General features: G+C 71.3%; 15 protein-coding genes. 5 read left to right on the top strand and 10 right to left on the bottom strand.

Annotated elements, in window-relative coordinates:
* Nucleotides 1-119: 119 nt before the first annotated feature.
* Nucleotides 120-896, top strand: coding sequence for a MerR family transcriptional regulator (locus ACIBUY_RS01080; protein ID WP_399152139.1), 777 nt, complete (start codon nucleotides 120-122; stop codon nucleotides 894-896).
* Between the two features lie 131 nt (nucleotides 897-1,027).
* On the opposite strand, the gene ACIBUY_RS01085 is transcribed toward ACIBUY_RS01080, so the two are convergent.
* From ACIBUY_RS01085 to ACIBUY_RS01105, 5 genes are all read right to left on the bottom strand, one after another.
* Entirely contained in the window at nucleotides 1,028-3,217 is a 2,190-nt protein-coding gene (locus ACIBUY_RS01085; RefSeq protein WP_399151315.1) for a 3-hydroxyacyl-CoA dehydrogenase NAD-binding domain-containing protein, read from the bottom strand.
* A 264-nt stretch (nucleotides 3,218-3,481) separates the two neighbouring features.
* On the bottom strand, nucleotides 3,482-4,696 hold the full coding sequence (locus tag ACIBUY_RS01090; protein WP_365562085.1) for an acetyl-CoA C-acetyltransferase: 1,215 nt from the start codon (nucleotides 4,694-4,696) through the stop codon (nucleotides 3,482-3,484).
* Between the two features lie 46 nt (nucleotides 4,697-4,742).
* Complete coding sequence (locus ACIBUY_RS01095) at nucleotides 4,743-5,885, bottom strand: acyl-CoA dehydrogenase family protein (protein ID WP_365562082.1); 1,143 nt, start codon at nucleotides 5,883-5,885, stop codon at nucleotides 4,743-4,745.
* 8 nt (nucleotides 5,886-5,893) lie between these two features.
* Entirely contained in the window at nucleotides 5,894-7,060 is a 1,167-nt protein-coding gene (locus ACIBUY_RS01100; RefSeq protein ID WP_399151316.1) for a CaiB/BaiF CoA transferase family protein, read from the bottom strand.
* A 110-nt stretch (nucleotides 7,061-7,170) separates the two neighbouring features.
* Entirely contained in the window at nucleotides 7,171-7,605 is a 435-nt protein-coding gene (locus ACIBUY_RS01105; RefSeq protein WP_399151317.1) for an MmcQ/YjbR family DNA-binding protein, read from the bottom strand.
* A 101-nt stretch (nucleotides 7,606-7,706) separates the two neighbouring features.
* Here ACIBUY_RS01105 and ACIBUY_RS01110 point away from each other — a divergent pair, with 101 nt between their 5' ends.
* On the top strand, nucleotides 7,707-8,915 hold the full coding sequence (locus ACIBUY_RS01110; protein WP_365562076.1) for a saccharopine dehydrogenase NADP-binding domain-containing protein: 1,209 nt from the start codon (nucleotides 7,707-7,709) through the stop codon (nucleotides 8,913-8,915).
* On the opposite strand, the gene ACIBUY_RS01115 is transcribed toward ACIBUY_RS01110, so the two are convergent.
* Complete coding sequence (locus tag ACIBUY_RS01115) at nucleotides 8,893-9,753, bottom strand: endonuclease V (RefSeq protein ID WP_399151318.1); 861 nt, start codon at nucleotides 9,751-9,753, stop codon at nucleotides 8,893-8,895. The two genes, ACIBUY_RS01110 and ACIBUY_RS01115, sit on opposite strands and share 23 nt — an antisense overlap.
* A gap of 48 nt (nucleotides 9,754-9,801) precedes the next feature.
* Between ACIBUY_RS01115 and ACIBUY_RS01120 the strand changes: the two genes are divergently transcribed.
* Nucleotides 9,802-10,227: a GNAT family N-acetyltransferase gene (locus tag ACIBUY_RS01120; RefSeq protein WP_365562070.1), complete on the top strand. Its 426-nt coding sequence runs from the start codon at nucleotides 9,802-9,804 to the stop codon at nucleotides 10,225-10,227.
* Here ACIBUY_RS01120 and ACIBUY_RS01125 read toward each other — a convergent pair.
* The 4 genes from ACIBUY_RS01125 to ACIBUY_RS01140 all read right to left on the bottom strand — a co-directional run bounded on the left by ACIBUY_RS01125 (nucleotide 10,224) and on the right by ACIBUY_RS01140 (nucleotide 14,269).
* Nucleotides 10,224-11,039: an ABC transporter permease gene (locus ACIBUY_RS01125; RefSeq protein ID WP_399151319.1), complete on the bottom strand. Its 816-nt coding sequence runs from the start codon at nucleotides 11,037-11,039 to the stop codon at nucleotides 10,224-10,226. The two genes, ACIBUY_RS01120 and ACIBUY_RS01125, sit on opposite strands and share 4 nt — an antisense overlap.
* 26 nt (nucleotides 11,040-11,065) lie before the next feature.
* Nucleotides 11,066-11,923 carry an ABC transporter permease gene (locus tag ACIBUY_RS01130; protein WP_365562064.1) on the bottom strand — a complete coding sequence of 286 codons (858 nt, stop codon included), beginning with the start codon at nucleotides 11,921-11,923 and terminating at the stop codon, nucleotides 11,066-11,068.
* Between the two features lie 13 nt (nucleotides 11,924-11,936).
* Nucleotides 11,937-13,148: an ABC transporter substrate-binding protein gene (locus ACIBUY_RS01135; protein WP_399151320.1), complete on the bottom strand. Its 1,212-nt coding sequence runs from the start codon at nucleotides 13,146-13,148 to the stop codon at nucleotides 11,937-11,939.
* A gap of 71 nt (nucleotides 13,149-13,219) precedes the next feature.
* Nucleotides 13,220-14,269 carry an ABC transporter ATP-binding protein gene (locus tag ACIBUY_RS01140; protein ID WP_399151321.1) on the bottom strand — a complete coding sequence of 350 codons (1,050 nt, stop codon included), beginning with the start codon at nucleotides 14,267-14,269 and terminating at the stop codon, nucleotides 13,220-13,222.
* A gap of 170 nt (nucleotides 14,270-14,439) precedes the next feature.
* Here ACIBUY_RS01140 and ACIBUY_RS01145 point away from each other — a divergent pair, with 170 nt between their 5' ends.
* Both ACIBUY_RS01145 and ACIBUY_RS01150 read left to right on the top strand, forming a co-directional pair.
* Nucleotides 14,440-15,390 (top strand): ABC transporter ATP-binding protein, encoded by a 951-nt coding sequence (locus tag ACIBUY_RS01145; RefSeq protein WP_399151322.1) that lies wholly within the window; start codon nucleotides 14,440-14,442, stop codon nucleotides 15,388-15,390.
* Entirely contained in the window at nucleotides 15,387-16,763 is a 1,377-nt protein-coding gene (locus tag ACIBUY_RS01150; RefSeq protein WP_399151323.1) for an ABC transporter permease, read from the top strand. The genes ACIBUY_RS01145 and ACIBUY_RS01150 overlap by 4 nt, the downstream gene beginning before the upstream one ends.
* Nucleotides 16,764-16,765: the final 2 nt, after the last annotated feature.

The raw sequence follows: 16,765 nt of genomic DNA on the forward strand, positions 1-16,765 counted from the left end.
ACCGCCTCCTGTCGCCGTGGGCTGCGCCGGACACTTTCACAACATCGGTGTGTCAGCAATACTGTTGAACCCGATTGGTACGCGTACGAGTACGTGTGAGAGCGACCCGCGAGGCGGACATGACGACGTACACCCAGGACGCCGAGGACGCCGAGGACGCAGGGACCGCGTCGGCCCCCACGCTGACCGTCGACGAGCTCGCCGCGCGCGCGGGTGTCACGGTCCGCACGATCCGCTTCTACAGCACGCGGGGGCTGCTGCCGCCGCCGGTGATCGGCCCCCGCCGGGTCGGCCACTACGGGCAGGACCATCTGTCGCGCCTCGCGCTGATCGAGGAGCTGCAGCAGCAGGGCATGACGCTCGCCGCCATCGAGCGCTATCTGGAGCAGCTTCCGGCGGACCTGAGCGCGCACGATCTCGCCATCCACCGCGCGGTGGTGGCGAGTTGGGCGCCGGACGCGGCGGAGGAGATGCCCCGTGCCGAGCTGGAGCGGCGGGCCGGCCGCGCCTTGTCGGGCACGGACCTGGAGCGGCTGTCCGCCATGGGCGTGGTCGCGTACGTGGAGGACGGGGACGCGTACCGCGTGGACACGGGGCTGCTGCGACTCGGTGCGCAGCTCCTCGACGTGCCGATCGCGCACGAGACGATCCTGGCCGCGCGCACCGTCCTGATCGAGCACACGCGGCAGGCGGCGCACGAGTTGTCGCGGCTGTTCCGTGACGAGGTGTGGGGGCCCTACCGGGACCGGGAGACGGACCCCGAGGACCCCGCGCACGTCGCCGCGATGAAGTCGCTGTCGGCCCACATGCAGCCGATGGTGGTGCAGGCGCTGGTGACCGCGTTCCAGCGGTCGCTGAAGGAGGAGCTGCGCGAGGCGTTCCGGCACGCCGAATAGCGGGCGGCGCCGGTCGCCGGACTTCGGCAACTTCCGCACCGCGTACGGCCGTTGTGCACGGTGCGGGGCGCATGATCACGCACCCCGCACCTGCACGACGTAAGGCAAAGGCCGCCGGTTTCCCGGGCGGATCAGGCCGCGTCGGTGAACGTCTCGCCCTTCTCCGCCTTCTCGACCAGCAGCGCGGTCGGCAGGAAGCGGTCGCCGTAGCGGTCGGCCAACTCCCGTGCGCGGGCGACGAATCCGGGCAGGCCGCCCTCGTACCCGTTGATGTACTGCAGCACGCCGCCGGTCCAGCCGGGGAAGCCGATGCCGAAGATCGAGCCGATGTTGGCGTCGGCGACGGACGTCAGGACGCCCTCCTCGATCAGGCGCACGGTGTCGAGGGACTCCGAGAAGAGCATGCGCTCCTGCATGTCCCGGAACGGGATCTCCGTGCCCGCCTTGGTGAAGTGCTCGCGCAGGCCGGGCCAGAGTCCGGCGCGCTTGCCGTCCTCGCCGTACTCGTAGAAGCCCGCGCCGCCGCTGCGCCCGGTGCGCCCGAACTCGTCGACCATGCGGTCGATGACGCCCTCGGCCGGGTGCGGGGTCCAGGTGCCGCCCGCCTCGACGATCGCGGCCTTCGTCTCGTTGCGGATCTTGCGGGGCAGGGTGAGCGTCAACTCGTCCATCAGGGACAGGACCTTGGCCGGGTAGCCCGCCTGGCCCGCCGCCTGCTCGACCGACGCGGGCTCGACGCCCTCGCCGACCATCGCGACGCCCTCGTTGATGAAGTGGCCGATGACGCGGGAGGTGAAGAAGCCGCGCGAGTCGTTGACGACGATCGGCGTCTTGTTGATCTGGCGTACGAGGTCGAAGGCGCGGGCCAGCGCCTCGTCACCGGTCGCCGCGCCCTTGATGATCTCGACGAGCGGCATCCTGTCGACCGGCGAGAAGAAGTGCAGACCGATGAAGTCGGCCTGCCGCTCGACGCCTTCGGCGAGGACGGTGATGGGCAGCGTCGAGGTGTTGGAGCAGAGCAGCGCGTCGGGCTCGACGACGTGCTGGATCTCCTGGAACACCTTGTGCTTGAGCGAGGGGTCCTCGAAGACGGCCTCGATGACGGCGTCGCAGCCGGCCAGCGCCTGCGGGTCGGCGGTGGGCGTGATGCGGGCGAGCAGCGCGTCCGCCTTCTCCTGAGTCGTGCGGCCGCGCTGCACCGCCTTCGCGCAGAGCTTCTCGGAGTAGGCCTTGCCCTTGGCGGCGGCCTCGGCCGACACGTCCTTGAGGACCACGTCGATGCCTGCGCGGGCGCAGGAGTAGGCGATGCCCGCGCCCATCATGCCGGCGCCGAGGACGGCGACCTTGCGGACCTTCCGGGGCTCGACTCCCTTGGGGCGGTTGGCCCCTGAGTTGACGGCCTGGAGGTCGAAGAAGAACGCCTGGATCATGTTCTTCGCGGTCTGACCGGTGACCAGCTCGGTGAAGTAGCGGGCCTCGATGGTCAGGGCCGTCTCGAAGTCCACCTGGGAGCCCTCGACGGCGGCGGCGAGGATGTTGCGCGGGGCCGGGTACGGCGCGCCGTTGAGCTGCTTCTTCAGGTTCGCCGGGAAGGCCGGGAGGTTCGCGGCGAACTTGGGGTTGGCGGGGGTGCCGCCGGGGATGCGGTAACCCGGCTTGTCCCAGGGCTGCTGCGACTCGGGGTTCGCGTCGATGAAGGCACGGGCCTTGTCGAGCATCTCCTCGCGGGTGGCGGCCACTTCGTGGATCAGGCCGTTCTCCAGGGCGCGCTGCGGGGCGTACTGCGTGCCCTGCAGCAGGACCTTGAGGAGGGCGTCGGCGATGCCCATGAGACGGACGGTGCGGGTGACACCGCCGCCGGCCGGGAGCAGGCCGAGCGTGACCTCGGGGAGGCCGATCTTGGACCCCGGTGCGTCGAGGGCGACGCGGTGGTGGCTGGCGAGGGCGATCTCGTAACCGCCGCCCAGGGCCGCGCCGTTGATCGCCGCGACGACCGGCTTGCCGAGCGTCTCGATGCGGCGCAGCGAGTTCTTGATGCCGACGCCCGTCTCGAAGACGGCCTGCGCGTCCTCGGGCCCGGCCTTCATCATGTCCTTGAGGTCACCGCCCGCGAAGAAGGTCTTCTTGGCGGAGGTGTAGATGATCCCCCGGATCGAATCCGGGTTCTCGGCGAGCGCGGCCTCGGCGCGGTCGGCGATCGCCGCGATGGAGTCCTTGAACGCCTGGTTCATGGTGTTCGCGGACTGGTTGGGGTCGTCAAGGACGAGCGTGACGATGCCGGTCTCGTCCTGTTCCCAGCGGATGGTGGTGCTTGCGGTCATGTGTGTCTCCGTGAAGTGAAGTGCGGCGGGGTTGCGGGCGGCTGCGAGGGAGGGGGCGCGTGGTGTGTTGCCGGGTGCGGGCCGGTGGGGCTTCTCGCGCAGTTCCCCGCGCCCCTGAAATGCAGACGCTTCGCGTCGCATTTCCCCGATGAGACGCGGAGCATCTCCAGGGGCGCGGGGCTGTGTCATCAGCGGCTCCGCCGCGGGGCGCGACCAGCCACGACGCAACCCGCACCCGGCAACGGACGAGCGGCCCCTACGGCGCTACACCCGCTCCACGATCGTCGCGATGCCCATGCCCCCGCCGACGCACAACGTGGCCAGGCCGTACCGGAGATCCCGCCGCTCGAGTTCATCGACGAGCGTGCCCAGGATCATCGCCCCGGTCGCCCCCAGCGGGTGCCCCAGAGCGATCGCACCCCCGTTGACGTTCACCTTGTCCAGGCTCAGCCCCATGTCCCGCACGAAGCGGAGCACCACCGCCGCGAAGGCCTCGTTGATCTCGACGAGGTCGATGTCGTCGATGGTCAGGCCCGCCTTGGCGAGGGCCTTGCGGGTGGCGGGCGCGGGACCGGTGAGCATGATGGTCGGCTCGGAGCCGGATACGGCCACGGAGACGATGCGGGCCCGCGGGGTGAGGTCGTAGCGCTCCCCGACCTCGCGCGAACCGATGGCCACCAGCGACGCACCGTCCACGATCCCGGACGAGTTGCCCGCGTGGTGCACGTGGTCGATCTTCTCGACCCAGTGGTACTTCTGCAGGGCGACTGCGTCGAACCCGCCCAGGTCGCCGATGTCCTTGAAGGACGGCTTCAGCCTGGCCAGCGAGTCCGCGGTCGTACCGGGCCGCAGGAACTCGTCGTGGTCGAGGACGGTCAGGCCGCTGCGGTCCTTGACCGGGACGACCGAGCGGTCGAAGCGCCCGTCCTTCACCGCGGCGGCGGCCCGCTCCTGGGAGAGCGCCGCGTACTCGTCGACGTCGCGCCGCGAGAAGCCCTCGATGGTGGCGATGAGGTCGGCGCCGATGCCCTGCGGCACGAACCCGGTGTCGAAGTTGGTCATCGGGTCCGCGAACCACGCGCCGCCGTCGGACGCCATCGGCACCCGCGACATCGACTCGACGCCACCGGCGAGGACGAGGTCCTCCCAGCCCGAACGGACCTTCATCGCGGCCAGGTTGACGGCTTCGAGGCCCGAGGCACAGAAGCGGTTCTCCTGGACGCCGGCGACCGTGTCGGGCAGCCCGGCCGCGATGGCGGCGATGCGGGCGATGTCCGAGCCCTGGTCACCGACGGGGCCGACGACGCCGAGCACGATGTCGTCGATCGCGGCCGGGTCGAGGCCGGGGAAGCGCGCCCGGATCTCGTGGATGAGGCCGACGACGAGGTCGATCGGCTTGGTGCCGTGCAGGGAGCCGTTGGCCTTGCCCCGGCCGCGGGGCGTGCGGATCGCGTCGTAGACGTACGCGTCTGTGGTCACGGAAGTGCCTTTCGGTGAAAGCCGTGCGAGGGGTGCGGAGTCGGGTTCAGGACAGCAGCGAACGGCCGATGATCTCCTTCATGATCTCGGTCGTGCCGCCGTAGATGGTCTGGATGCGTCCGTCGGTGAAGGCCTTCGCGACGCGGTACTCGCTCATGTAGCCGTATCCGCCGTGCAGTTGGAGGCAGCGGTCCGCGACGCGCTTTTGCAGTTCGGTCGCCCACCACTTGGCCATGGAGGCGTGCACGGCGTCGAGCGTGCCGTCCGAGTGGTCCTCGATGCACCGGTCGAGGAACGTCCGCGTGACGGCGCACTCGGTGGCCATCTCGGCGATCTCGAACCGGATGTGCTGCAGCTTGGCGAGCGGCCGCCCGAAGGCCTCGCGCTCCTTGACGTAACTCGTGGTGATCTCCAGCAGGTACTCGGCGGCGGCGATCGCGGCGACGGCGATGCCCATGCGCTCCTGCGCGAGGTTCGTCATCAGGTGGATGAAACCGCCGCCCAGCTCACCGAGGAGATTCTCCTTCGGGACACGGACGTCGTTGAAGAACAACTCGGCCGTGTCCTGAGCCTTCTGGCCGATCTTGTCGAGGTTGCGGCCGCGCTCGAAGCCCTCCGTGCCGCGCTCGACGACCAGGAGGGACAGGCCGTGGGCGCCGCCCTCCGGGGAGGTCTTCGCGACGACGATCACCAGGTCGGCGAGGATGCCGTTCGAGATGAAGGTCTTGGAGCCGTTGAGCAGCCAGTGGTCGCCCTTGTCCTCGGCGGTGGTCCTGATGCCCTGGAGGTCGGAGCCCGCGCCCGGTTCGGTCATGGCGATGGCCGTGATGGTCTCGCCGGTGCAGAACCCGGGCAGCCAGCGCCGCTTCTGCTCCTCGGTGCCGAGCGAGGTGAGGTACGGGCCGATGATGTCGTTGTGCAGGCCGACGGCGAGGCCCGCGGCGCCCGCGCGCGTGAACTCCTCGGCGAGCACGGCGCTGTAGCGGAAGTCGGTGGTGCCGCCGCCCCCGTACTCCTCGGGCACGGCGAGGCCGAGCAGTCCCTGGCGCCCGGCGGCGAGCCACGCCTCGCGCGCGACGATGCCGTCCTTCTCCCACTGCTCGTAGTGCGGGGTCACCTCCTTGGTGAGGAAGGTGCGGACGGTCTCGCGGAACGCCTCGTGCTCGGCGGTGAACAGGCGTCGTTCCATGCTCGCGATCAACTGCCTTTCGTCGGGGAATCGTTGGGCTCGGCGAGCTCCGGTACGCCCCAGTCGCGGGCGACGTCCGCGGTGTCGGCGCCGGGCTGGGCCGGTCCTGTGCGGACGGCGGTGTGCGTGGCGGAGAAGCGCGGCGCGGGGGCGGGCTGGGTGATGCCGCCGTGGTCGACGAAGGTGCCGCGGGCGGCGAGGTGCGGATGGGCGGGGGCTTCGCGCAGCGACAGGACGGGCGCGACGCAGGCGTCCGAGCCCTCGAAGACCGCGGTCCACTCGTCTCGCGTACGGTCCTTGAAGCGGGCGGCGACCGCCTCGCGCAGTTCGCCCCAGCGGGACAGGTCCTTGCGTGCGGGCGCGACCTCGGCGAGGCCCATCAGGTCGATGAACTCGTCGTAGAACTGCTGCTCCAGGGCGCCGACCGCCATGTGCCGGCCGTCGGCGGTCTCGTACGTGCCGTAGAACGGGCAGCCGCCGTCGAGCAGGTTGGCACCGCGCCGGTCCTGCCAGCCGCCGGCCGCGAGCATGCCGTGGATCATCGCGCTGAGGTGGGCGGTGCCGTCGACGATGGCGGCGTCGACGACCTGGCCCGTGCCGGTGGCGCGGGCGTGGTGGAGGGCGGCGAGGATGCCGACGACGAGGTAGAGGGAGCCGCCCGCGTAGTCCCCGACGAGGTTCGCGGGGACGGTCGGCGGCTCGTCCGGTCTGCCGATCATGCCGAGGGTGCCGGTGAGCGCGATGTACGCGATGTCGTGCCCGGCGCGCTGGGCGAGGGGGCCTTCCTGGCCCCAGCCGGTCATCCGGCCGTAGATCAATTCGGGTTTGCGCGCGTGGCAGTCGGCGGGGCCGACTCCGAGGCGCTCGGCGACGCCGGGGCGGTAGCCCTCGATCAACACGTCGGCGCGCTCGACGAGTTGGAGCACGCGCTCGGCTCCGCCCGCGGCCTTCAGGTCGACGATCACGGACCGCTTGTTGCGGTTGGTGATGTCGAACTCGGGGTTGACCGCGAGGCCCGCGCCGCCGGGCCGGTCGACGCGTACGACATCGGCGCCGAGGTCGGCGAGGAGCATCGCGGCGAACGGTCCCGGGCCGATTCCCGCGAGTTCGACGACGCGCACCCCGGCGAGCGGGCCACCGTGCTGATCACGGGCTTCCGTGCCTGCCACTGCCATCCCGCCACGCCCCCAGTCTGTGACACAACTGATGTAACACCAGTGATGCTAAGAACAGGCGGGACCCGGCACAACCCCTTGACGAGCAAGCGCTTAGCCGAGTGCGGGGCTCAGTGGTCTCCCGTGCCCGTGCCACCACCCTCGTCGAGCTCGGCCACGCGCTTCTTCGGTGCGACCGCCCGGTAACTCTCCTCCGCCCAGTCGCACAGCAACTCGGCGGCGGGCGTCTGCTTCTCGTCCAGCGGGATGCGCACCCAGCCGGCCTTGCCCAGCCCGTATCCGGCCGGTGCGGCGCCGGGCGCGGTCAGCGCGTGGGCGTGCGCCGCCTCGTCCGTGAGCTTGACCGTCATGCCCATGGGGTACGTGCCGTCGTCCACGCCCAGGAAGACGAACACCTTCTTGTTCACCTTCGCCACCGTCTCGCCCCAGGGGAACTCCTCGGTGGCGCCCGGCAGCCCGAGGGCGAACTCCCGCACCCGCGCCCAGGTGCGCCGCGCGCGCTGCGACGGCTTCGCCGGTTGCTCCGGTTTGCGCACTTCGGCCACGGCGGCCTCCGCCCGTGAAGTGCGGGGTCCCGGCGACCCCGCCCGCCTGTCACGCTAGCCTCAGCCACCGACAACGGCGCGCGAGCACGGTGAGGGGTGTCATGAACAGGCCTGGTAGTCCTGGGGAACCTGGGCGCACGGACAGGGCGTACGACGTGGTGCTGTTCGGGGCGACGGGTTTCGTGGGGGTGCTCACCGCCGAGTACCTCGCGGCGCACGCCCCCGAGGGGTTGCGCTGGGCGATCGCGGGCCGCGACCTCACCAAGCTGGAGCGGCTGCGCGAGCGGCTCACCGGCATCGATCCGGCATGTGCGGTGCTGCCGCTGGAGCGCGCGGACGTCGCCGACGCGGCGTCGCTGCGCGAACTCGCCTCCCGCGCGCGCGTGGTGGCCACGACCGTGGGTCCGTACCTGGAGTACGGGGAGGGGCTGGTCGCCGCGTGCGCGGAGGCGGGCACCGACTACGTCGACCTCACGGGTGAGCCGGAGTTCGTGGACCTCATGTACGTGCGGCACGACGCCCGCGCGCGGGAGACGGGTGCCCGCCTGGTGCACGCCTGCGGCTTCGACTCGATCCCGCACGACCTGGGCGCGTACTTCACCGTGCAGCAGTTGCCGCAGGACGTGCCGCTGCGCGTCGACGGCTTCGTACGGTCGAACGCCACGTTCTCGGGCGGCACCTTCGCCTCGGCCCTCAACCAGTTCGGGCGGGCCCGGCAGATGCTGGCCGCGCAGCAGGAGCGGCGGCGCCACCAGCCGCGGCTGGTGGGGCGCACCGCGTACGCGCCGACGGGGGCGCCCCGGTTCGCGAAGGAGATCGGGGCGTGGGCCCTGCCGCTGCCCACGATCGACCCGCAGGTGGTACAGCGCTCGGCGCGGGCCATCGCGCGCTACGGCCCGGACTTCCGCTACCGGCACTACGCCGCGGTGAAGTCGCTGCCGGTGGCGGTGGGCGGGGTCGCGGCCGTCGGCGCCGTGTTCGCGGCGGCCCAAGTGCCGCCCGCGCGGCGCTGGTTGGGCGGGCGGCTGCTCCCCGGCGACGGCCCCGACGAGGCCCGTCGCGCCAAGAGCTGGTTCTCGGTGCGCTTCGTCGGCGAGGGCGGCGGGCGCCGCGTCTTCACGGAGGTGGCCGGCGGGGACCCCGGATACGGGGAGACGGCGAAGATGCTGGCCGAGTCCGCGATGTGCCTGGCCCAGGACGAACTCCCGGACACGGCGGGGCAGGTGACGACCGCCGCGGCGATGGGCGACGCGCTGATCGGGCGGCTGCGCGCGGCCGGGATCACGTTCAGGGTCGCGGCCGAGCGCTGAGTCCGTTGGGACTCAGCTCGAGCAGCGCGTCGCGGCACAGCCGGTCGGCCCTGCGGGTCGTCTCCGGGAGGCGGTAGGCGGGGGTCAGGGCCAGCGTGTGTGCGCACGCGTGGGCCAGGGACACCCGGTGGCCCACCGAGACGTACACCGGCTTGACGTCCGCGCGGGTGCGCAGCGCGCGGCCGGCCTCCTCCGTGCCGTCGAGGAGCGCGGCCGCGCTGCCCCTTTCGCGCCCGGGCGCCGCGTGCGTGAAGGCGAACGGATTCTTGGCGACGCCGATCGTCGGGAGTCCGGTGAGCACGCCGAGGTGGCTCGCGAGCCCGAAGCGGCGGGGGCGCGCGAGGCCGTAGCCGTCGCACACGACGAGGCCCGGGTCGGTGCGCAGTGCCTCCAGGGCGCCTGGGGCCTGTGTCGAAAGTGGCGTCGTCCGCCCGGAGGGCGGGCCGGGCGGCGTCTGGTGCGTGCTCTGGGGGTCCCCCGACCAAAGGCTGGGGGAGCGCGCCAGGCGTCGGACGGCAGACGCCACTTTCGACACAGGCCCCAGGACGGCCGGGATCTCGCGGAACGCCAACAGGCCCGGCACGCAAGGGAAGGCGACGTGCCCGACGGCCGTCGCCTCCTCGACGACGTCGAGCGTCGCCGCGTCCAGGACGACCGCGGCCGCCGCGACGAGGTCGCGCTCGTCGTCGTACACGACGTCGATCCCGGTGACGTGCCCAGAGCCGGGCAGGGGCCTGGTCTCGTCGAGGACCGCCCTCCCCCGCAACGCGCCCTGCACGGCGCGCGCCGCCCCCTCGTCCGTCGGCCAGCCCTCGGGGATCCCCGTGATCGTCTGCATGGGCCGACCCTGGACAGGGCGGTCGGCGACACCCTTATGATGTAAGGCATGAGCGAGATGAGTGACCCTTACATGATCGAGGCGGGCGTCCCGACCGTCGATGTCTACCGACGGCTGCGCACGGACGCCGGACTCTCCGACAAGGCACCCGAGGCCGCCGCGCTCGCCCTGCCGAACACCTGGTTCGGCGTGCTTCTGCGACACGAGGGAGTGCCGGTCGGGATGGGCCGGATCATCGGGGACGGGGGCACGGCGTTCCAGGTCGTCGACATCTGCGTCCACCCCGACCACCAGGGCCGCGGCCTCGGCAAGCGGATCATGGCGGCGCTCAGCGACGAGCTGGACCGGCGGGCACCGGCGACCGCCTACGTGTCGCTGATCGCGGACGGTCCGGCGAGGTTCCTGTACGAGAAGTTCGGCTTCGTCGAGACGTCGTCGTACGACTCCGTGGGCATGTCGCGGACGATGGGCTAGACCCGGCTCCCCGCCGCCGTGTCCGACGACAGTCGCTGGGCCACGTACACCGGGATCACCGACAGCAGGACGAGGACGACGGCGACCACGTTCACCACGGGGGCCTGCTGGGGGCGGGCCATGTTGGAGAAGATCCAGATGGGGAGCGTCTGGATGCCGGGGCCCGCGGTGAACGTCGTGACCACGATCTCGTCGAAGGACAGCGCGAACGCGAGCAGGCCGCCGGCCGCGAGCGCCGAGCGGGTCAGCGGGAACGTGATGTCGCGGAACGTGCGGAACGTGTCGGCGCCCAGGTCCATGGCGGCTTCCTCGTACGAGCCGGGCAGGCGGCGCAGGCGGGCGGCGACGTTGTTGAAGACGACCACGACGCAGAACGTGGCGTGGCCGACGACCACCGTGAACAGGCCGAGGCCGATGCCGATCGGCTCCAGGACCGTGCGGAAGGCCGTGTTGAGGGCGACGCCGGTGATGATGCCGGGCAGTGCGATGGGCAGGACGACGGCGAACGAGATCGCCTCCCGGCCGAAGAAGCGGTGCCGGGCGACCGCGAACGCGATGAGGGTGCCGAGGACGAGCGCGATGAGCGTGGCTCCGAGGCCCGCCTTCACCGACGTCCACAGCGCGTCCCTGGCGCCCGCGCTGTGCCAGGCGTCCCGCCACCAGCGCAGGGTGAGCCCGTCCGGCGGCCAGCTCGAACTCCGGTCCTGGTTGAGGGAGTTGACGACCACCAGGAGCAGAGGGACGTAGATGACGGTGAAGCCGAGCAGGGCGCCGATGCGGAGCGCGATGCGTGCGGTGCGGGACAGGTGCACCGTCGGTTCCCCTTCCGAGAGGTCCGTCAGAGGCTGCTGAGCGCGCCCGTGCGGCGCACTGCCAGCAGGTAGAGGACGATCACGACGACCGGGACCGTGCCGAGCGCTGCGGCGAGCGGCAGGTCGAGGGTGATGTTGGAGTAGACGAGGTTGCCGATGAGCTGGGTCTTCCCGCCGACGATCTGTACGGCGATGTAGTCGCCGAGGCTGAGCGAGAACGTGAAGACGGAGCCCGCCGCGACCGACGGCAGGACGAGCGGCAGCAGCACCGTGCGGAAGGTGCGCCAGGTGCGGGCGCCGAGGTCGGCGGAGGCGTCGAGGAGGCCGTCGGGGACGCGTTCGAGGCCCGCGTGGATCGGCAGGATCATGTACGGCAGCCAGAGGTAGGTCAGGACGAGGATCGTGGCCGTGAGGCCGTAGCCGGGCCCGTTGACGCCGAGCGGGCTCAACAGCCAGTCCAGCAGGCCTCCTTGAGCGAGCATCACGCGCCATGCGTACGCCTTGACGAGGTAGCTCGCCCACAGCGGGGTGAGGATCGCGACGACGAGCAGCGGGCGCCATCGCGGGCGGGCGACGCGCGCCGTGTAGAAGGCGATCGGGAACGCGAGCACGATGCACAGCGCCGTGACGCCGAGGGCAACTCCTATGCTGCGCAACGCCACTTGGCGGTACACGTCGGTCGTGACGAGGGTCCTGAAGTTGTCCAGGGTCCAGGTGCGCACGATGTCCGACGTGAACGGGTCCGTGGTCCACAGCCCCGACAGGAACAGCACCGCGAGCGACCCCAGGTACGCGACGACGAGCCACGTCAGGGGCGCCGCGAGGAGCAGGGTCAGGCGCAGCCGGGGGCTGCGGTGCAGCGCCCCGGCGGCCTTCTTCCCCATGGTCACCCGCGCGTCAGCCCTTGATCTCGGTCCACGCCTGCACCCACTTCGCGTACGGCACGCACTTCACGTCCGTACGTCCGTCGAGGCACTGCGGGATGGGCGTGGTCCAGAAGTGGACCTGCTTCCAGTACGCGGCGTCGTCGGCGTGGAACGTCGTGCAGTGGTTCTTGTCGGTCGTCTCCGCGCACGACTTGGCGTTCGCGGGGGCCTCGCCGAAGTACTCGGCGACCTGGGCGTTCACCTTCGGCGAGACGATCCAGTCGAGCCATTTGTAGGCGCAGTTGGGGTGTTCGGCCCGTGCCGAGACCATCCACGTGTCGGACCAGCCGGTGGCGCCCTCCTTGGGCAGGACGGCCTTGACGGGGGCCTTCTCGCCCTGGGCGGTGTTCACGATGACCTGCCAGCTGGTGCCGATCACCGAGTCGCCGCTCTTGAAGGCGGAGACCTCCTTCAGATAGTCGCTCCAGTACTCGCCGACGTATCCGTTCTGCTTCTTCAACAGGCTTACGGCGGCGTCGAATTGCTTCTGGTCGAGGGCGTAGGGGTCCTTGATGCCGAGGTCCGGTTGCGTCTTCATCAGGTAGAGGGCGGCGTCGGCGATGTAGATCGCCGAGTCGTACGCCGTGACCCTGCCCATGTGGCGGGGGGCGTCGTCGAAGACGGCCTTCCACGAATCCGGGGCCGGGGTGACCTTGTCGGTGCGGTACATGAGGACGTTGGCGCCGCGGCCGTGCGGGATGCCGTAGGCGACGTTCTTGACCGAGTTCCAGGGCTGCATCTTCAACCCCGGGAAGACGTCCCGGTAGTTGGGGACGAGGTCGGTGTTCACGGGGGCCGCGTCGCCGGAGGCGATCAGGCGCAGGGACGCGTCGCCGGATGCGGAGACGGCGTCGTACTGCCCGGTCTTCATCAGGTTGACCATCTCGTCGGAGGTTCCGGCGACCTTGGTGCTGACCTGGCAGCCCGTCTGCTTCTCGAAGGGCGTGACCCAGTCGACCTTCGGGTCGTTGGAGCCGTCCTCTGCGTAGCCCGCCCACGCGATGAGGTTGACCTTGCCCTCCGTCTTGCCGAGGGACTTGGGGGCGGACAGCTTCGGCGGGACGAAGCCCTGCCCGCCGGGCGCGCCCTTGCCGCCTCCCCCGTCGTCGGAGGAGCCGCAGGCGGTGGCGAGCAGCAGCGCGCCGCACGCGGTGGCGGCCATGAGGGTTCGGGTTGCGCGCACGAGGTCTCCCCTGTCGGTCGATTCGTGTGGATCGCTCCGCTTCCGGGACGCTCCGGATCACTACGGGTCGCTCAAGTCGCCGTACTCAGTGGGATGTTGTGCCGTCGGTGCCAGCGCAGCAGGACCCGGCTGCCCGGCAGTGCGTGGGCGTCGGCCGCCGTCGTGTCGAGGTTCTGCCGTACGACGACGAACCGGACCCCCGCGTCGATGTCGACGACGACGCGGGTGCTGTCGCCCAGGTACACGGCGTCGACGACGGTGCCGTGCGCCTCGCTGTGGTCACGGCGATCGTGCTCCCCCGCCTCGGACAGGACCCGGATCTTCTCGGGTCTGACGCCGAATGTCCCGGGTTTCCCCACGATCAGCTGGGCGGCCGCGCCGGTGAGGGTGTTGGAGGTGCCGACGAACGACGCGACGAAGGCGGTGCCGGGTGACTCGTACAACTCCCCCGGCGTGCCGACCTGTTCGATGCGTCCGGCGTTCATGACGGCGACGCGGTCACTGAGGGCGAGGGCCTCGGCCTGGTCGTGGGTGACGAGCACGAAGGTGATGCCGACGTCGCGCTGGAGCTCCTTCAGCTCGGTCTGCATCTGTTCGCGCAGCTTGAGGTCGAGCGCGCCGAGCGGTTCGTCGAGGAGCAGGACCCGGGGCCGTACGACCAACGCCCGTGCCAGCGCGACGCGTTGGCGCTGCCCTCCGGAGAGCTGCGCGGGCCTGCGCGCGCCGAACCCGTCGAGGCGGACGGACTCCAGGGCGGCCCGGACCCGTTCGGCCTGCTCCTTGCGCGAGGCACCCCGCACTTTCAGGCCATAGGCGATGTTCTGCTCGACGCTCATGTGCGGGAAGAGGGCGTAGTCCTGAAAGACGGTGGTCACGTCCCGTTCGAAGGGGGCGCGGCGGGTGACGTCCTGCCCGGCGAGGGTGACGGTGCCCCGGGTCGGCGTCTCGAACCCGGCGATCAGACGCAGCACGGTCGTCTTGCCCGAGCCGGACGGTCCGAGCAGCGAGAAGAACCCTCCTTCCGCGACGTCGAGTTCGATGCCGTCGACGGCGTGCACGTCACCGAACTTCTTGTGCAGATCGCGCAGGGCGATCGCGGTGGTCCCGTTGCCCGTAGCCATACGCGTAGATCTTGCACAGTTCAACGAGGTCCACAAGAGTGCCCGCCCGATCCGGGCCCCGCGACTTGGGCCGGGGATTGCCTTGAGTTCCCGGAGCGTTCAACTCAGGGTCCCTGTGGGGGACTTGTGGTCTCCCTATGGTCCTTGAGGCTCAGGGGAAAGGGAGGCACATGGACGGGGACAGACCCGGCGCCGTACGCGCGCGCGGCATCACCAAGACCTTCGGCGACGTCGTGGCGCTCGACGGCATCGCACTCGACGTGGCGCCCGGCCGGATCCACGGCCTGGTCGGTCCGAACGGGGCCGGCAAGACGACCCTGCTCGGACTGCTGCTCGGGCTCGCCGTCGCGGACAGCGGCAGTCTGGAGATCCTGGGGGCACCGGTCGGCCGGGCCCTCGCCGCGCCCGAGGGCGTCGCGGGCTTCGTGGACGGGCCCGGGCTGTATCCCTCGCTCACCGCACGGCAGAACCTCGCGGCGCTCGCCACGCTGCACGGACGTGACGCGAAGGGCCCGGCGATCGACGACGCGCTGGCGCGGACCGGCCTGACCGATGTCGCCGACGACCGTACGCGCGGCTTCTCGCTCGGCATGCGGCAGCGGCTCGGCCTCGCGGCGGCCCTGCTCACCGAGCCCCGGCTGCTGGTCCTCGACGAACCCGCCAATGGGCTCGACCCGGCGGGCAAGCGCCATGTGCACCAGGTGCTCACCGAGTTGGCCGCGGACGGGACGAGCGTCGTGCTCTCCAGTCACCGCATGGACGACGTGGAGGCGCTCTGCTCGGAGGTCACCATCCTGGCCACCGGGCGCGTCGTCTACTCCGGCCCGCTGAGTGAACTCGCCACCGACCGCCAGGAGTTGGACTACCGCCTGGTGACGTCCGACCCGGCGGCCGCCCGCCGCGTGGCCGCGGACGTCCCCGAGCTGCGGCTCGTCGGCGACCCGGCGACGCTCGTGGTCCGCGCCCGGGTGCCCGCGCTCGACGACCTGGTGACGCGGCTCGTGAAGGCGGGCGTCGCCCTGCGTGAACTGGCGCCCGTGGTCTCGCCGTTGGAGGCGGCCTTCCTCGCACTCACCGACCGGTCACCCGTGGGCGCCGAGGCCCAGGAGGGGCGTTCATGACGGCGACGACGGTCGGTGCCGACAACGTTGCCGCGCCCGGGCCGCCGCAGGTGCGCCGCGTCCCGGTCCTGCGCGGCTACCGCTTCGAGCTGGTCAAGCTGTTCGCGCAGTGGCGGATCCGGTTGCTCGTCCTGGTCTGCTGGCTCGCGCCCGGCCTGTTCGTCGCCGCGGTCAGCCGTCAGAGTTCGCTGCCCGTGGACACGCTGTTCGGGCGGTGGATGCACGCCACCGGCTGGGCGGGCCCCCTGGTGATGCTCGGCTTCGCCGGGAGCTGGGCGCTGCCGCTGGTCACCTCGGTGGTGGCCGGTGACGTGTTCGCGGCCGAGGACCGGCTCGGGACGTGGCGGCACCTGCTGGTCGCGGTCCGGTCACCGCGCCGGATCTTCGTGGCGAAGGCGCTGGCCAGCCTCACGGTGATCCTGCTCCTCGTGGTGGGACTCGTCGTCTCCAGCACGCTGGGCGGGCTCGCGACGGTGGGCAACCATCCGCTGGTCGGGCTCGACGGGCACGTGCTGCCCGCGTCGGACGCCGCGCAGAAGGTGCTGCTCGCCTGGGTGTGCGCGCTCGCGCCGACCCTGGCGCTCTCGGCGGTCGGGCTGCTCGGCTCGGTGGCGCTCGGCCGCTCCCCGATGGGGCTGCTGCTGCCCGCGCTCGTCGCGCTCGCGATGCAACTCGCGCAGATGCTGCCGCTGCCGGTCACCGTCCGGCTCGCGCTGCCCGGCTACGCCTTCATCTCGTGGAACGGCCTGTTCACCGACCCGGGGCAGCCGGGCCCGCTGCTGATCGGCATCGCGGTCGCCCTGGTGTGGGCGGTGACGGCGACCGCGCTCGCGTATCTGCTGTTCCTGCGGCGGGACTTCACGAACCTCACCGCCGACGGCGCGGGGCACCGGGCGCTGACCGTGGGCGCGCTGCCGCTGCTCGGGCTCGGTGCTGCGACGGTCGCGGTGCTGGCCGCGGCCGTCCCCGCCACCGGCTCCGGCATCACGCAGGACAAGGTGCAGCGTTCGGTCGCCACGGCCTTCGCGCACCTGTACCGCGTCCAGACCGACGAGCTGAACCGGCCCGCGGTCACCGAGGCGCAGCTGCGCGCCACCGCGTCGTGCGACAAGGGCAGCGTCCGGGTCGACGCCGAGGGGCCGGGCAACGACTGGCGCTGCGTCGTCTCCTGGCACCTGCCCGGCATCGACGCCACGGGCCAGGCCGTCTACCAGCTCGACGTCACCGCTGACGGCAGGTTCGTCGCGGACGGCGACGGCCCGAAAGAGGTCAACGGCTACTTCCTGGTCCGCACGCCGACCGGGGACGGTCCGAATCCGCTGTGGCAGTTCGACGCCAACGTCGAGCTGCCGAAGGCCACTTCGAAGGGATGAGT

Source organism: Streptomyces sp. NPDC050085 (assembly GCF_044460595.1).
Lineage (GTDB): Bacteria > Actinomycetota > Actinomycetes > Streptomycetales > Streptomycetaceae > Streptomyces.

Coding starts and splice junctions, on each gene's coding strand:
- ACIBUY_RS01110 (WP_365562076.1), top strand. CDS start 7,707: ATGAACAGGCCTGGTAGTCCTGGGGAACCTGGGCGCACGGACAGGGCG.
- ACIBUY_RS01095 (WP_365562082.1), bottom strand. CDS start 5,885: ATGGAACGACGCCTGTTCACCGCCGAGCACGAGGCGTTCCGCGAGACC.
- ACIBUY_RS01085 (WP_399151315.1), bottom strand. CDS start 3,217: ATGACCGCAAGCACCACCATCCGCTGGGAACAGGACGAGACCGGCATC.
- ACIBUY_RS01130 (WP_365562064.1), bottom strand. CDS start 11,923: ATGGGGAAGAAGGCCGCCGGGGCGCTGCACCGCAGCCCCCGGCTGCGC.
- ACIBUY_RS01115 (WP_399151318.1), bottom strand. CDS start 9,753: ATGCAGACGATCACGGGGATCCCCGAGGGCTGGCCGACGGACGAGGGG.
- ACIBUY_RS01080 (WP_399152139.1), top strand. CDS start 120: ATGACGACGTACACCCAGGACGCCGAGGACGCCGAGGACGCAGGGACC.
- ACIBUY_RS01120 (WP_365562070.1), top strand. CDS start 9,802: ATGAGCGAGATGAGTGACCCTTACATGATCGAGGCGGGCGTCCCGACC.
- ACIBUY_RS01150 (WP_399151323.1), top strand. CDS start 15,387: ATGACGGCGACGACGGTCGGTGCCGACAACGTTGCCGCGCCCGGGCCG.
- ACIBUY_RS01100 (WP_399151316.1), bottom strand. CDS start 7,060: ATGGCAGTGGCAGGCACGGAAGCCCGTGATCAGCACGGTGGCCCGCTC.
- ACIBUY_RS01140 (WP_399151321.1), bottom strand. CDS start 14,269: ATGGCTACGGGCAACGGGACCACCGCGATCGCCCTGCGCGATCTGCAC.
- ACIBUY_RS01145 (WP_399151322.1), top strand. CDS start 14,440: ATGGACGGGGACAGACCCGGCGCCGTACGCGCGCGCGGCATCACCAAG.